The organism is Citrobacter sp. C13, from assembly GCF_014596815.2.
Lineage (GTDB): Bacteria > Pseudomonadota > Gammaproteobacteria > Enterobacterales > Enterobacteriaceae > Citrobacter > Citrobacter portucalensis.
On sequence record NZ_CP115024.1, the window covers coordinates 3935707 to 3950439 of the forward strand.

A 14733-nucleotide genomic window follows, 5' to 3' on the forward strand; every position below is an offset into this window, starting at 1 on the left:
TTTTCACAAAAGGGAGAAGATTACTTCTTCTTCGCTTTCGGGTTTGGCAGGTCGGTAATGCTGCCTTCAAAGATTTCTGCCGCCAGACCCACTGACTCGTGCAGAGTCGGGTGCGCGTGGATGGTCAGCGCGATATCTTCAGCGTCACAACCCATTTCGATCGCCAGACCGATTTCGCCCAGCAGCTCGCCGCCGTTGGTACCGACAATCGCACCACCGATAACACGGTGAGATTCTTTGTCGAAAATCAGTTTGGTCATACCGTCTGCACAGTCGGAAGCGATAGCACGGCCAGAAGCAGCCCACGGGAAGGTGGCGGTTTCGTAGCTAATGCCTTTTTCTTTCGCTTCTTTCTCGGTCAGACCAACCCATGCAACTTCTGGTTCAGTGTATGCAATGGATGGGATAACTTTCGGATCGAAGTAGTGTTTCTTGCCGGCGATAACTTCAGCGGCAACGTGACCTTCATGAACACCTTTGTGTGCCAGCATCGGCTGACCGACGATATCGCCGATAGCAAAGATGTGCGGCACGTTGGTGCGCAGCTGTTTGTCAACGCGGATGAAGCCACGGTCGTCAACTTCCACGCCAGCTTTGCCCGCGTCGAGGTTTTTACCGTTCGGTACACGACCGATAGCGACCAACACAGCATCGTAACGCTGAGCTTCGGCAGGGGCTTTTTTACCTTCCATGGAAACGTAGATACCGTCTTCTTTCGCTTCAACGGCGGTCACTTTGGTTTCCAGCATCAGGTTGAATTTCTTGCTGATGCGCTTGGTGAAGACTTTAACCACGTCTTTGTCGGCAGCCGGGATAACCTGGTCGAACATTTCAACCACGTCGATCTCTGAACCCAGCGCATGGTACACGGTACCCATTTCCAGACCGATGATACCGCCGCCCATTACCAGCAGGCGCTTAGGAACAGTTTTCAGTTCCAGTGCATCGGTGGAATCCCACACGCGCGGATCTTCATGCGGAATAAACGGCAGTTCGATCGGACGGGAACCCGCCGCGATGATTGCGTTGTCGAAGTTGATCACGGTTTTGCCGTTTTCGCCTTCAACTTCCAGGGTGTTTGCCCCGGTAAATTTACCCAGACCGTTAACCACTTTCACTTTACGGCCTTTGGCCATACCCGCCAGACCGCCGGTCAGCTGAGTGATAACTTTTTCTTTCCAGGTACGAATCTTGTCGATATCGGTTTTCGGCTCGCCAAAAACGATACCGTGTTCAGCCAGTGCTTTGGCTTCTTCGATAACTTTTGCTACGTGCAGCAGCGCTTTAGAAGGGATACAGCCGACGTTCAGACAAACACCGCCAAGGGTGCTGTAACGTTCTACGATGACGGTCTCCAGACCTAAATCTGCGCAACGGAAGGCAGCAGAGTAACCTGCAGGGCCTGCCCCAAGTACCACGACCTGAGTTTTGATTTCAGTGCTCATCATGACCTCTTAATTTATACCCGTCGTCCAGCGGGTCGTTCTATCCGCCCGTATTTTACAAAATTGTTAACAATTTTGAAACAACAAACGGCAACCGATTTGTCTTTCGCACAATAACCTCACTGACTTCATGAGATTACCAGAAAAAAGCCGGCCGTCGGGCCGGCTTTTTCGCTTACATCACCAGGCGGCGAATGTCAGACAGCATGTTGTTGATGATGGTGATAAAGCGCGCACCATCCGCACCGTCAATTACACGGTGGTCGAAGGAGAGCGAAATCGGCATCATCAGACGCGGCATAAACTCTTTACCGTTCCACACTGGCTCCATAGAGGACTTGGAGACACCGAGGATAGCCACTTCCGGCGCGTTCACAATCGGCGCGAAGTGGGTAGTACCCAGGCCACCGATGCTGGAGATGGTGAAGCAACCGCCCTGCATTTCGCCAGCGGTCAGCTTGCCATCACGCGCTTTCTTGGAGATCACGGTCAGTTCACGAGACAGCTCGGTAATGCTCTTCTTGTTCACGTCTTTGAAGACCGGAACAACCAGACCATTCGGAGTATCAACCGCTACACCGATGTTGATGTATTTCTTCAGGGTCAGGCGCTGACCGTCTTCAGACAGGGAGCTGTTGAAGCGCGGCATCTGTTCCAGAGCTGCGGCAACGGCTTTCATGATGAAGACTACTGGGGTGAATTTCACGTCCAGTTTACGTTTTTCAGCTTCGGCGTTCTGCTGTTTACGGAACGCTTCCAGATCGGTGATATCGGTCTTATCGAAGTGAGTAACGTGCGGGATCATCACCCAGTTACGGCTCAGGTTAGCACCAGAGATTTTCTGGATACGGCCCAGTTCCACTTCTTCGATTTCACCAAACTTGCTGAAGTCCACTTTCGGCCAAGGCAGCATGCCCGGGATACCGCCACCTGCTGCTGCAGCCGGAGCCGCTTCAGCACGCTTGATAGCGTCTTTCACGTAAGCCTGAACGTCTTCACGCAGGATACGACCTTTACGGCCAGAACCTTTCACTTTCGCCAGGTTCACACCGAATTCGCGCGCCAGGCGACGAATCAGCGGCGTTGCATGAACATAAGCGTCGTTTTCAGCAAACTCAGATTTGCTTTCCGCTTTTGCGGCCGGAGCTGCGGCTTGCGCAGGCGCTGGTGCAGCGGCCGGAGCCGGAGCAGCTGCTTGTGCAGGAGCGGCTGCAGGTGCTGCGCCTTCGACTTCGAAGACCATAATCAGAGAACCGGTTTTAACTTTGTCGCCGGTGCTGATTTTGATTTCTTTCACGGTACCTGCGAACGGTGCCGGAACTTCCATCGACGCTTTATCGCCTTCAACGGTGATCAGTGACTGCTCAGCGGCAATTTTATCGCCCACTTTAACCATCACTTCAGTGACTTCAACTTCGTCACCACCGATATCCGGTACGTTAACTTCTTTCGAGCCGGAAGCAGCCGGAGCCGCCGCAGCCGCCTGAGCCGGTGCAGCAGCAGGCGCAGCGCCCGCCACTTCGAAGACCATAATCAGGGAACCGGTAGACACTTTGTCACCCGTGTTGATTTTGATCTCTTTAACGGTACCTGCGAACGGCGCCGGAACTTCCATAGAGGCTTTGTCACCTTCAACGGTGATCAGAGACTGTTCAGCCGCAACGGTATCGCCCACTTTAACCATGATCTCGGTAACTTCTACTTCGTCACCGCCGATGTCAGGTACGTGTACGTCTTTCGCCGCAGAGGCAGCAGGTGCTGCTGCCGGAGCTGCTTCTTTCTTCTCTTCTGCCTGAGCAGGTGCAGCTGCTGCTGCACCGTCGGCGGAATCGAAAATCATGATCAGTTTGCCGGTCTCAGTTTTGTCGCCAACAGAGACTTTGATCTCTTTAACGATACCCGCCTGAGGGGACGGAACTTCCATAGAGGCTTTGTCGCCTTCTACGGTGATCAGCGACTGTTCAGCTTCAACTTTGTCGCCTACTTTGACCAGGATCTCGGTGATTTCAACTTCATCAGCCCCGATGTCCGGTACATTGATTTCGATAGCCATTATTCTTTTACCTCTTACGCCAGACGCGGGTTAACTTTATCTGCATCGATGTTGAATTTGATGATTGCATCTGCAACCACTTTCTTATCGATTTCGCCACGTTTAGCCAGTTCGCCCAGGGCCGCTACAACCACGTAGGAAGCATCAACTTCGAAGTGGTGACGCAGGTTTTCACGGCTGTCAGAGCGACCGAAACCGTCAGTACCCAGTACGCGATAATCATCAGCCGGTACATAAGTACGAACCTGTTCGGCAAACAGTTTCATATAGTCAGTAGATGCTACTGCCGGAGCGTCGTTCATCACCTGAGCGATGTACGGAACGCGCGGAGTTTCCATCGGGTGCAGCATGTTCCAGCGCTCACAATCCTGGCCATCACGCGCCAGTTCAGTGAAGGAGGTTACGCTGTAAACGTCAGAACCTACACCGTAGTCGTTCGCCAGGATCTGTGCTGCTTCACGCACGTGACGCAGGATAGAACCGGAGCCCAGCAGCTGAACTTTACCTTTCTTACCTTCGAGGGTTTCGAGTTTGTAGATACCTTTACGGATACCTTCCTCGGCACCTGCTGGCATTGCCGGCATGTGGTAGTTTTCGTTCAGCGTGGTGATGTAGTAGTAAACGTTCTCTTGTTTCTCACCGTACATACGCTCCAGACCATCGTGCATGATGACCGCAACTTCGTACGCGTAAGACGGATCGTAAGAGATACAGTTCGGGATAGTCAGAGACTGAATATGGCTGTGACCATCTTCGTGCTGCAGACCTTCACCGTTCAGCGTAGTACGACCAGAAGTACCACCAATCAGGAAGCCACGAGCCTGTTGGTCGCCTGCCTGCCAGCACAGGTCACCAATACGCTGGAACCCGAACATGGAGTAGTAGATGTAGAACGGGATCATCGGCAGATCGTTGGTGCTGTAAGAAGTCGCAGCAGCCAGCCAGGATGCGCCTGCACCCAGTTCGTTGATACCTTCCTGCAGGATCTGACCTTTCTCGTCTTCTTTATAGTAAGCAACCTGCTCACGGTCCTGCGGGGTGTACTGCTGACCGTTCGGGCTGTAGATACCAATCTGACGGAACAGACCTTCCATACCGAAAGTACGCGCTTCGTCAGCGATGATCGGAACCAGACGATCTTTGATCGACTTGTTCTTCAGCATCACGTTCAGGGCACGAACGAAAGCGATAGTGGTGGAGATTTCTTTGTTCTGCTCTTCCAGCAGCGCACCGAAGTCTTCCAGAGCTGGCAGTTCCAGCTTCTCGGTGAAGTTCGGCTGACGAGCTGGCAGGTAGCCATGCAGTTTCTGACGCTGAGCGTGCAGATAAGTGTGCTCTTCAGAACCTTCCGGGAAGGTGATGTAAGACAGGTTTTCAACCTGCTCATCGGTCACAGGAACGTTGAAACGGTCGCGGATATAACGCACGCCGTCCATGTTCATTTTCTTAACCTGGTGAGCGATGTTTTTACCTTCAGCAGTGTCACCCATGCCGTAACCTTTGATGGTATGGGCCAGGATTACAGTTGCTCTGCCTTTGGTTTCCTGCGCTTTTTTCAGTGCAGCATAGACTTTCTTCGGATCGTGACCACCACGGTTCAGAGCCCAAATCTGCTCGTCAGTCCAGTCAGCAACCAGGGCTGCGGTTTCCGGGTATTTACCGAAGAAGTGCTCACGTACGTATGCGCCATCTTTGGATTTGAAGGTCTGGTAGTCGCCGTCAACGGTTTCGTTCATCAGCTGGATCAGTTTACCGCTGGTGTCTTTACGCAGCAACTCATCCCAACGACCGCCCCACATGACTTTGATAACGTTCCAGCCAGCGCCCGCGAAGATGCCTTCCAGTTCGTTAACAATCTTGCCGTTACCGGTTACCGGGCCGTCAAGACGCTGCAGGTTACAGTTGATAACAAAGACCAGGTTGTCCAGTTTTTCACGGGTCGCGATGGTGATCGCACCTTTAGATTCTGGCTCATCCATCTCGCCGTCGCCCAGGAAGGCGTAAACGGTCTGTTTAGAGGTATCTTTCAGGCCACGGTGTTCCAGATATTTCAGGAATTTAGCCTGGTAGATAGCACCGATTGGGCCCAGACCCATAGATACGGTCGGGAACTGCCAGAATTCTGGCATCAGTTTCGGGTGCGGGTAGGAAGACAGGCCTTTGCCATGTACTTCCTGACGGAAGTTGTTCATCTGCTCTTCAGTCAGACGACCTTCCAGGAATGCGCGTGCATAGATGCCCGGAGAGATGTGACCCTGGAAGTACACCAGATCGCCGCCATCTTGCTCGTTGCGTGCACGGAAGAAGTGGTTGAAGCAAACATCATATACCGTTGCGGAGGACTGGAAGGATGCCATGTGGCCACCCAGCTCGAGGTCCTTTTTAGACGCGCGCAGTACGGTCATGATGGCGTTCCAGCGGATAGCAGAACGAATACGACGTTCCAGCTCCAGATTGCCCGGGTATTCCGGTTCATCTTCAACGGCAATAGTGTTTACATAATTGCTGGCCCCTGCACCTGCCGCTACTTTCACGCCGCCTTTGCGAGCTTCTGAAAGCAGTTGGTCGATCAGATACTGAGCACGCTCAACACCTTCTTCACGGATGACCGATTCGATCGCCTGTAGCCAGTCGCGAGTTTCGATCGGATCCACGTCATTTGGGAAACGTTCTGACATGGGGGTATTCCTTATCTATCTAATACGTTGAGTTATCTGGAACCTGTCCCATTACGTTCTCGCCAGAGAGCGTAATAAGACAGGTTCTGCGTTTAGTTGCCGCGCACTTTATATGGCGCTTGATTTACAACATCTTCTGGTTAACGTTCTACCAGAAAAATCACTAATTCTTTCGTTGCTCCAGACGGCGTAAGGCGCGTTCACGACGGCTTTCCTCACGGCTTCTGTCCAGCAGGATCTCTTCGATAAACGCCAGGTGACGGTGGGACGCTTCACGCGCCTCTTCCGGCTTCCCGGCAATAATTGCTTCAAAAATACGGGTACGGTGACTGCTAACCAGTGGCAGCATTTCACGACGCGCATACAGCAATTCGAAGTTTTGCCGAACGTTCTGGGCCAGCATCGGCTCCATACACCTTAGCAAATGGAGCAGCACCACATTGTGTGCCGCTTCGGTGACAGCAATTTGATACTGGAGTACCGCATCAGATTCGCCGTCAAGATCGCCGGACTGTTGAGCAAGCTCGATCGCATGGTGGAGTTCACGGATACGCGTTTTGTCTTCATCCGTGCTGCGCAGTGCAGCGTAATAAGCCGCAATACCTTCCAGCGCATGGCGCGTCTCAAGCAGGTCAAACTGGGATTCAGGATGGTCGGAGAGCAGCTCTACCAGTGGGTCGCTAAAGCTCTGCCACAGGCTGCTCTGAACAAAAGTGCCACCGCCCTGACGACGAAGCAGTAAGCCCTTCGCTTCAAGGCGTTGGATCGCCTCGCGTAAGGAGGGGCGGGAGACGTCGAACTGTTTTGCCAGCTCGCGTTCCGGTGGGAGTTTTTCTCCGGGGCGAAGTGTCCCCTCAAGAATTAAAAACTCCAGCTGCTGCTCAATCACATCGGAGAGTTTTGGTTGGCGGATTTTGCTGTAGGCCATGATTTCCTGTCTTAAGCCATTTGCCCGGAGTCAATTGGTCTTACCAATTTCATGTTCTTGACGCTAAAGTAACAAAGTATTCACCTTCTGTCCATACAGGTTTTGATTGAAATCAGTAAAGGAGGCATATTTTAACAACATTACAGAAATAACGTTTCAAACATGTAACTATGCACAAATGTTAAATTTACCCACCCCGGGGTAGTTTTAACGGAATTGAAACGAAAGATTATCTCATCTGAACCGATTCACCTGCTTATTTATCGATATATCAACCACTATTATTGAATAGAAATTCAAAATGGAAATTTTGTGGTAGATAAACTCGCATTTACAAATGGTTTCTTTTTATTCAACTCGTCATCTTCCCCGCATAAAGCAGGTGCATTCGCGTTCGCATATCATTATTCTGATCAAGACAAAAGTATTAAGGCAACATTTAATCAAAAGCATCTGTAAACAAATTAATACAACAAACGGAATTGCAAACTTACACACGCATTGCTGCGTAGTTCAAAAAATAAGCACTCGAAATATGAAGAGTAAAACCACACACGAGGTTTCATGATGGAAAGTCAACAGCATGGCGATCAGCTCAAGCGCGGCCTTAAGAACCGCCATATACAGCTAATCGCGCTGGGTGGCGCGATTGGTACCGGGTTATTCCTTGGTAGCGCATCCGTTATCCAGTCTGCAGGACCGGGTATTATTCTGGGTTACGCTATTGCCGGCTTTATCGCCTTTTTGATTATGCGTCAGTTAGGTGAAATGGTGGTTGAAGAGCCCGTTGCAGGCTCATTTAGTCACTTTGCTTATAAATACTGGGGCGGTTTCGCGGGGTTCTCTTCCGGCTGGAACTATTGGGTGCTGTACGTGCTGGTTGCCATGGCTGAGCTAACTGCCGTGGGTAAATACATCCAGTTCTGGTACCCGGAGATCCCAACATGGGTGTCTGCGGCTGCCTTCTTTGTGTTGATCAACGCCATCAACCTGACCAACGTGAAAGTGTTTGGTGAGATGGAGTTCTGGTTCGCCATTATTAAAGTCATTGCCGTCGTAGCGATGATCCTGTTCGGCGGCTGGTTACTGTTTAGCGGTAACGGCGGCCCGCAGGCCAGCGTCAGCAACCTGTGGGACCAGGGAGGCTTCCTGCCGCATGGCTTCACCGGTCTGGTGATGATGATGGCTATTATTATGTTCTCTTTCGGTGGGCTGGAGCTGGTCGGGATCACCGCAGCAGAAGCGGATAACCCGGAGCAAAGCATTCCCAAAGCGACCAACCAGGTTATCTACCGTATCCTGATTTTCTATGTGGGTTCGCTGGCGGTTCTGCTTTCCCTGATGCCGTGGACGCGTGTCACGGCCGATACCAGCCCGTTTGTCCTTATTTTCCACGAGCTGGGCGACACCTTTGTTGCTAATGCCCTGAACATCGTAGTGCTGACTGCCGCCCTTTCTGTCTATAACAGCTGCGTATACTGCAACAGCCGTATGCTGTTCGGTCTGGCACAACAGGGCAATGCGCCGAAAGCGCTGATGAACGTAGATAAACGCGGTGTACCGGTGAACACCATTCTGGTTTCCGCACTGGTGACGGCTCTTTGTGTGCTGATCAACTACCTGGCACCGGAATCCGCCTTTGGCCTGCTGATGGCGCTGGTGGTTTCCGCACTGGTGATCAACTGGGCAATGATTAGCCTGGCGCACATGAAGTTCCGCAAAGCCAAACAGCAGCAGGGTGTTACCACCCGCTTCCCGGCGCTGCTCTATCCGCTGGGTAACTGGGTGTGCCTGATTTTCATGGCTGCAGTACTGGTGATTATGCTGATGACGCCGGGCATGGCGATCTCGGTATACTTAATCCCTGTATGGATTGCCATTCTTGGCATCGGCTACCTGTGTAAACAGAAAACGGCCGGCGCGGTTAAAGCGCATTAATCCCCCCTCCCCCCACCTGCGTCAGGTGGGGGTTGTTACCTGTCTCACACTTTCCCACTCACGACTGTTTAGTCCATATCAGCGGCGTTATCCTGCAACGCAAAAACACCAGTGCCGGACAATAATTCTCTCCATATCTCATTAATGGAGAGCAGTTGATGGAAACCAGTAAGCTCACGGTGAAAGAAAAGATCGGCTATGGAATGGGCGACGCCGGATGCAACATCATCTTTGGCGCCATCATGTTGTTTGTTAACTATTTTTACACAGACATTTTTGGTCTGGCACCTGCACTGGTCGGCGTATTACTGCTCTCAGTACGCGTTATCGACGCCGTTACCGACCCTATAATGGGCGCGATGGCCGACCGCACCCGTAGTAAATATGGTCGATTTCGTCCATGGCTTTTATGGATGGCTTTCCCGTACGCATTATTCAGCGTACTAATGTTTACCACCCCTGAGTGGACCTATAACAGCAAAGTTATCTATGCGTTCGTTACCTACTTCCTGCTATCTATTACTTATACAGCGATCAACATTCCCTACTGCTCGCTCGGTAGCGTCATCACCAACGATCCGAAGGAACGCGTCGCCTGCCAGTCATATCGCTTTGTGTTGGTAGGCATTGCAACCCTGCTTCTGTCTCTCACCTTGCTGCCAATGGCCGACTGGTTCGGCGGGGAAGACAAAGCCAAAGGATATCAGATGGCGATGGCGGTTCTGGCTTTCATCGGCATGTGTATGTTCCTGTTTTGCTTCGCTACGGTCCGTGAACGCGTACGCCCTGCTGTCCAGACCAATGATGATTTAAAAGCCGATCTGAAAGACGTGTGGAAGAACGATCAGTGGGTAAAAATTCTGCTGTTAACACTGTGCAACGTCTGTCCGGGCTTTATTCGCATGGCTGCCACCATGTACTACGTGACCTGGGTTATGCAGCAAAGCACGCAGTTCGCAACGCTGTTTATCAGTCTTGGTGTGGTCGGCATGATGATCGGCAGTATGCTGGCGAAGGTATTAACCGATCGCTGGTGCAAACTGAAAGTCTTCTTCTGGACCAATATTATCCTGGCGATTTTCTCTGCCGCGTTTTACTTCTTCGATCCGAAAGCAACCATGATGATTATGGTGCTCTACTTCCTGCTCAACATCCTGCACCAAATTCCTTCTCCGCTGCACTGGTCGCTGATGGCGGATGTCGATGACTATGGCGAGTGGAAAACCGGTAAACGCATCACCGGAATCAGCTTCTCCGGTAACCTGTTCTTCCTGAAACTGGGCCTGGCGATTGCCGGAGCGATGGTCGGCTTCCTGCTCTCCTGGTACGGCTACGACGCTGGGGCGAAAGCGCAAAGCGACTCTGCCATTAACGGTATTATGCTGCTGTTTACCATCATACCGGGCGTAGGCTACCTGATTACCGCAGGCGTGGTTCGTCTGCTGAAAGTTGACCGCGAGTTTATGCAGCAAATCCAGACAGATTTAGAAAAGCGCCGCGCCAACTACCGTGAACTGAATGAATACCACGATATAAAAACGACTGAAACCGTAAGGAAAGCCTAATGAATCAGTGGCCAAATCCCTTTATTGAACAGCGTGCCGATCCGTTTATCTTACGTGACGGTAGCCACTATTATTTCATTGCTTCAGTACCCGAATATGACCGCCTGGAGATACGCCGGGCCGACTCGCTGGAAGGGTTGCGCACCGCCGCCCAGGTTGTCGTCTGGCGCAAACCAGAAAGCGGCCCCATGAGCCAACTCATCTGGGCACCCGAAATCCATCATCTGGCAGGCAAGTGGTACATCTATTTTGCTGCCACCCATACACAGTCGCTCGACAAGCTGGGGATGTTCCAGCATCGCATGTTTGCGCTCGAATGTGCCGACGCCGATCCGCTGACCGGCCAGTGGACTGAGAAAGGTCAGATTAAAACGCAGTTTGATACCTTTGCGCTTGATGCCACCACCTTTAACCATCAGGGAAAACAGTGGTACCTCTGGGCGCAGAAGTCTCCCGATATCGCCGGAAACTCCAATATCTATCTCGCAGAGCTGGAAAATCCATGGACGATTAAAGGCGAGCCGATCATGCTAAGCCACCCTGAGTATGACTGGGAATGCCGGGGTTTTTGGGTCAACGAAGGTCCTGCCGTCATGGTTCATGGCGATAAGCTGTTTATCAGCTATTCCGCCAGCGCCACCGATGAGAACTACTGTATGGGATTATTGTGGATTGACCTCAACGCCGATCCGCTCAACCCACAGAACTGGCACAAATCACCGCGCCCGGTCTTTACCACCAGTTATGAAAACCGCCAGTTTGGGCCAGGACACAACAGCTTTACACAAACGCCGGAAGGTGAAGATGTGCTGGTGTATCACGCGAGAAACTACACCGAAATCGAGGGCGATCCGCTGTACGACCCAAACCGCCACACTCGTCTGAAGCTCGTGCGTTGGGACGAAAACGGCATGCCAGATTTTGGCGTGCCGCCTGCTGATACGAACTAAACCGTTGCACTGCCCGGTGGCGCTAACGCTTACCGGGCCTACACGTTTTTTCATTGTAGGCCGGATAAGCGTTAGCGCCATCCGGCACAACGCTATACTAATGCCCCATAAATGGTGAGCACCGCAATAACCACCACCACCACAAACGAGGTTTTCTTCGCCAGCGAAACGGCGGCTTTTGGCGTTTCGACTTTATCGGTGTGCGGTTCACGCGCCAGCGAGAACTGCGCCAGACGCGTAAGCACCTGATATTGCGATGTGTGCAGATCCGCAAGCGAGGCAAACCAGGCCGGCAGCGCTTTCTCGCCGTGTCCCAGCAACGCATAGACCACGCCCGCCAGACGCACCGGGATCCAATCCAGCACATGCAGGATCGCATCAATACCTGATTGCAGACGCTGGTGCGGTGTCTGATAGCGCGCCAGCCAGGACTGCCAGGCACGTAAAAAAGCATAACCAACCAGCGTCACAGGTCCCCACGGACCACCGACAATCAGCCAAAATAACGGTGCCAGATAAAAGCGGAAGTTGTTCCATAACAGCGCGTTCTGCAGTTCGCGCAAGAATTCACGCTCATCGCAGTCCGGCGGAACCCCATGGATAAGCGTCAGCTCGCTGGCCATCGCATCACGGGCGTGAGCATCATCGCGAGCAGCCGCGTTCAGGTAAGCGTGATAGTGAAGGCGCGCCTTGCCAGCACCGATGCACAGCAAGCCAATTAAGATCCACGCCACCAGCAACGGAACATTAAACAACAGCCCATGAAGTGCGCGCAGTAGCAGAAATGTCACTCCCATCGCAATAAGAGTCATGCCTACCGTACGCATCATCGAGAAATGCTTAGTCCGGCGGAAAAAAGCTTCAATCCGGTGATCAAGCTGCCAATGCTCACCCAGCTTAAACAGGCGTTCAACAATCAACACCAATAATGTTGTAAACAGCGTCATGTCATCTCCTTGTGCGACGAGGGGGTGACCAGGGCGCGGAACCTTGCCCAGTCAAAGGACGGCCCGGGATCGGTCTTACGCTCGGGCGCAATATTGCAATGTCCTGTCATGTTGTTAGCAATGGCCGGATAACGCGTAATCAGAGTATTCGTCACGGCAGCCAGTTGCTGATACTGCGCATCGGTATAGGCCAGCGTATCCGTCCCTTCCAACTCAATACCAATTGAAAAATCATTACAGCGTTCTCGCCCTTGATAGCTCGACACACCCGCATGCCAGGCGCGTTTATCAAAAGGCACATATTGCACGATTTCACCGTCACGGCGAATCAAACAATGGGCCGAAACACGCAGATGGGCGATCCCGGCAAAATAAGGATGGGCGTTGGGATCAATCGTGCCCGTAAACAGCGCGTCTATCCACGGGCCGCCAAACTCGCCGGGCGGCAGGCTGATATTATGCACCACCAGCAGAGAAGGGTTTTCGTCATCCGGGCGGCAATCGTAATGCGGAGAGGGAACGCGTCGCGCCTCTGCCAGCCAGCCCTCGTCTAACAACATGCAGAATCTCCTTATTGGTGGTGCTCATATCTGGTTCAGGGTAGCATGTTTCCACCTTATGATTCGTTAGCTATTTGGAGTTTTATCATGCCGCCTCGCCGCTATAACCCTGACTACCGACGTGACGCGCTGTTGGAACGCATAAATCTGGATATCCCTGCCGCTGTAGCTCAGGCGCTGCGTGAAGATTTAGGCGGAGAAGTTGATGCCAATAACGATATCACCGCACAGCTTTTACCCGAAGACATGCGCTCCCATGCCACCGTAATCACCCGCGAAGATGGCGTTTTTTGTGGAAAACGTTGGGTGGAAGAGGTCTTTATTCAGTTGGCTGGCGATGATGTCAATATCACCTGGCATGTCGAAGATGGCGACAGCATAAAGGCCAATCAGCCGCTGTTTGAACTGGACGGCCCTTCCCGCGTTTTACTGACCGGTGAACGTACTGCGCTGAATTTTGTGCAGACGCTTTCAGGTGTAGCGAGCGAAGTGCGTAAATACGTCGACCTGTTAGCGGGAACCAAGACCCAACTACTGGATACGCGTAAAACACTGCCGGGACTGCGTACCGCGCTAAAATACGCCGTATTGTGCGGCGGCGGCGCGAATCATCGTTTGGGGCTGTCCGACGCCTTCCTGATAAAAGAAAACCACATTATTGCTTCCGGCTCGGTACGTCAGGCCGTCGAAAAAGCCTTCTGGTTGCACCCGGATGTGCCGGTTGAAGTCGAAGTAGAAAGTCTGGATGAGCTGGACGACGCGCTGAAAGCCGGGGCCGACATCATCATGCTCGATAACTTCGAAACTGACCAAATGCGCGAAGCGGTAAAACGCACCAACGGCCAGGCGCGTCTGGAAGTGTCGGGCAACGTCACCCATGAAACGCTGCGAGAATTTGCCGAAACCGGTGTCGACTTTATCTCCGTTGGCGCACTGACCAAACATGTTCGCGCACTCGATCTCTCCATGCGATTTCGCTAATTGCTGATTGTATTGCCCGATGACGCTTCGCTTATCGGGCCTACTACACAAGTTTATTCTGTAAGCCGGATACGGCATTTACACCACCATCCGGCAGTTTCTTCGAGTCTCTTCGCAAATACATTGTCTGACTCTGTAATTTCGTAAAAATCCTCTGAACCCGCTTTCCCGTTTTGTTTTTTGTCTCTCGTCGTCCTCCCGTCGGTTTGCCAAAGTAGCGCCAGCAAACTCAAGGAGCGAACGATGAACAAGCAACGAGGCTTTACACTTATCGAACTCATGGTGGTAATTGGCATTATTGCCATCCTTAGCGCCATCGGCATTCCGGCATATCAAAACTATCTGCGCAAAGCCGCGCTGACAGACATGCTGCAAACCTTTGTCCCCTATCGCACGGCGGTTGAGCTCTGTGCACTGGAGCATGGCGGAACAGATACCTGCGATGCCGGAACGAATGGTATTCCCTCTCCAACAACTACCCGTTACGTCTCAGCCATGAGCGTTGAAAAGGGAGTTGTCAGTCTTAGTGGGCAGGAAAGCCTGAACGGGCTAAGCATCACCATGACGCCAGGTTGGGACAATGCCAACGGCATTACCGGTTGGAACCGAAACTGCGTCATCCAGAACGACAGCGCATTGCAGCAGGCCTGTAAAGACGTTTTCCGCTTTGATACCCACTAAGGAACAG

Annotated in this window: 11 protein-coding genes; 5 read left to right on the forward strand and 6 right to left on the reverse strand. The window is 52.2% G+C overall.

Going from position 1 to position 14733, the window contains the following annotated elements:
- Window positions 1-20: 20 nt before the first annotated feature.
- The 4 genes from lpdA to pdhR all read right to left on the reverse strand — a co-directional run bounded on the left by lpdA (window position 21) and on the right by pdhR (window position 7104).
- Window positions 21-1445 carry a dihydrolipoyl dehydrogenase gene (gene lpdA, locus IB222_RS18875; protein WP_003829486.1) on the reverse strand — a complete coding sequence of 475 codons (1425 nt, stop codon included), beginning with the start codon at window positions 1443-1445 and terminating at the stop codon, window positions 21-23.
- Window positions 1446-1620: 175 nt separating this feature from the next.
- Window positions 1621-3498: a pyruvate dehydrogenase complex dihydrolipoyllysine-residue acetyltransferase gene (aceF, locus tag IB222_RS18880; protein WP_149384453.1), complete on the reverse strand. Its 1878-nt coding sequence runs from the start codon at window positions 3496-3498 to the stop codon at window positions 1621-1623.
- A gap of 14 nt (window positions 3499-3512) precedes the next feature.
- Complete coding sequence (gene aceE / locus IB222_RS18885; RefSeq protein ID WP_048214932.1) at window positions 3513-6176, reverse strand: pyruvate dehydrogenase (acetyl-transferring), homodimeric type; 2664 nt, start codon at window positions 6174-6176, stop codon at window positions 3513-3515.
- Window positions 6177-6339: 163 nt separating this feature from the next.
- Window positions 6340-7104 (reverse strand): pyruvate dehydrogenase complex transcriptional repressor PdhR, encoded by a 765-nt coding sequence (pdhR, locus tag IB222_RS18890; RefSeq protein ID WP_003018699.1) that lies wholly within the window; start codon window positions 7102-7104, stop codon window positions 6340-6342.
- A 564-nt stretch (window positions 7105-7668) separates the two neighbouring features.
- On the opposite strand from pdhR, the gene aroP reads away from it, so the two are divergent.
- From aroP to IB222_RS18905, 3 genes are all read left to right on the forward strand, one after another.
- Window positions 7669-9042 carry an aromatic amino acid transporter AroP gene (gene aroP / locus IB222_RS18895; RefSeq protein WP_008786209.1) on the forward strand — a complete coding sequence of 458 codons (1374 nt, stop codon included), beginning with the start codon at window positions 7669-7671 and terminating at the stop codon, window positions 9040-9042.
- A 158-nt stretch (window positions 9043-9200) separates the two neighbouring features.
- Window positions 9201-10607: an MFS transporter gene (locus IB222_RS18900; RefSeq protein WP_003829494.1), complete on the forward strand. Its 1407-nt coding sequence runs from the start codon at window positions 9201-9203 to the stop codon at window positions 10605-10607.
- Complete coding sequence (locus tag IB222_RS18905; protein ID WP_126319236.1) at window positions 10607-11557, forward strand: family 43 glycosylhydrolase; 951 nt, start codon at window positions 10607-10609, stop codon at window positions 11555-11557. The genes IB222_RS18900 and IB222_RS18905 overlap by 1 nt, the downstream gene beginning before the upstream one ends.
- A 92-nt stretch (window positions 11558-11649) precedes the next feature.
- Here the strand turns inward: IB222_RS18905 and ampE are convergent, their stop codons facing one another.
- Both ampE and ampD read right to left on the reverse strand, forming a co-directional pair.
- A complete protein-coding gene (gene ampE, locus IB222_RS18910) occupies window positions 11650-12504 on the reverse strand; it encodes a beta-lactamase regulator AmpE (protein WP_128611342.1) in 855 nt (284 codons plus the stop codon).
- Window positions 12501-13064 carry a 1,6-anhydro-N-acetylmuramyl-L-alanine amidase AmpD gene (gene ampD, locus IB222_RS18915; RefSeq protein WP_008786207.1) on the reverse strand — a complete coding sequence of 188 codons (564 nt, stop codon included), beginning with the start codon at window positions 13062-13064 and terminating at the stop codon, window positions 12501-12503. Before ampD ends, ampE begins: the two co-directional genes overlap by 4 nt.
- Before the next feature lie 87 nt (window positions 13065-13151).
- Here ampD and nadC point away from each other — a divergent pair, with 87 nt between their 5' ends.
- Together nadC and ppdD are read left to right on the forward strand one after the other, a co-directional pair.
- A complete protein-coding gene (gene nadC, locus IB222_RS18920) occupies window positions 13152-14045 on the forward strand; it encodes a carboxylating nicotinate-nucleotide diphosphorylase (protein WP_003837454.1) in 894 nt (297 codons plus the stop codon).
- 243 nt (window positions 14046-14288) lie between these two features.
- Complete coding sequence (gene ppdD, locus IB222_RS18925; RefSeq protein WP_149384454.1) at window positions 14289-14726, forward strand: prepilin peptidase-dependent pilin; 438 nt, start codon at window positions 14289-14291, stop codon at window positions 14724-14726.
- Window positions 14727-14733: the final 7 nt, after the last annotated feature.

Coding starts and splice junctions, on each gene's coding strand:
- pdhR (WP_003018699.1), bottom strand. CDS start 7,104: ATGGCCTACAGCAAAATCCGCCAACCAAAACTCTCCGATGTGATTGAG.
- lpdA (WP_003829486.1), bottom strand. CDS start 1,445: ATGAGCACTGAAATCAAAACTCAGGTCGTGGTACTTGGGGCAGGCCCT.
- aceF (WP_149384453.1), bottom strand. CDS start 3,498: ATGGCTATCGAAATCAATGTACCGGACATCGGGGCTGATGAAGTTGAA.
- ppdD (WP_149384454.1), top strand. CDS start 14,289: ATGAACAAGCAACGAGGCTTTACACTTATCGAACTCATGGTGGTAATT.
- aceE (WP_048214932.1), bottom strand. CDS start 6,176: ATGTCAGAACGTTTCCCAAATGACGTGGATCCGATCGAAACTCGCGAC.
- ampE (WP_128611342.1), bottom strand. CDS start 12,504: ATGACGCTGTTTACAACATTATTGGTGTTGATTGTTGAACGCCTGTTT.
- nadC (WP_003837454.1), top strand. CDS start 13,152: ATGCCGCCTCGCCGCTATAACCCTGACTACCGACGTGACGCGCTGTTG.
- ampD (WP_008786207.1), bottom strand. CDS start 13,064: ATGTTGTTAGACGAGGGCTGGCTGGCAGAGGCGCGACGCGTTCCCTCT.
- IB222_RS18900 (WP_003829494.1), top strand. CDS start 9,201: ATGGAAACCAGTAAGCTCACGGTGAAAGAAAAGATCGGCTATGGAATG.
- aroP (WP_008786209.1), top strand. CDS start 7,669: ATGATGGAAAGTCAACAGCATGGCGATCAGCTCAAGCGCGGCCTTAAG.
- IB222_RS18905 (WP_126319236.1), top strand. CDS start 10,607: ATGAATCAGTGGCCAAATCCCTTTATTGAACAGCGTGCCGATCCGTTT.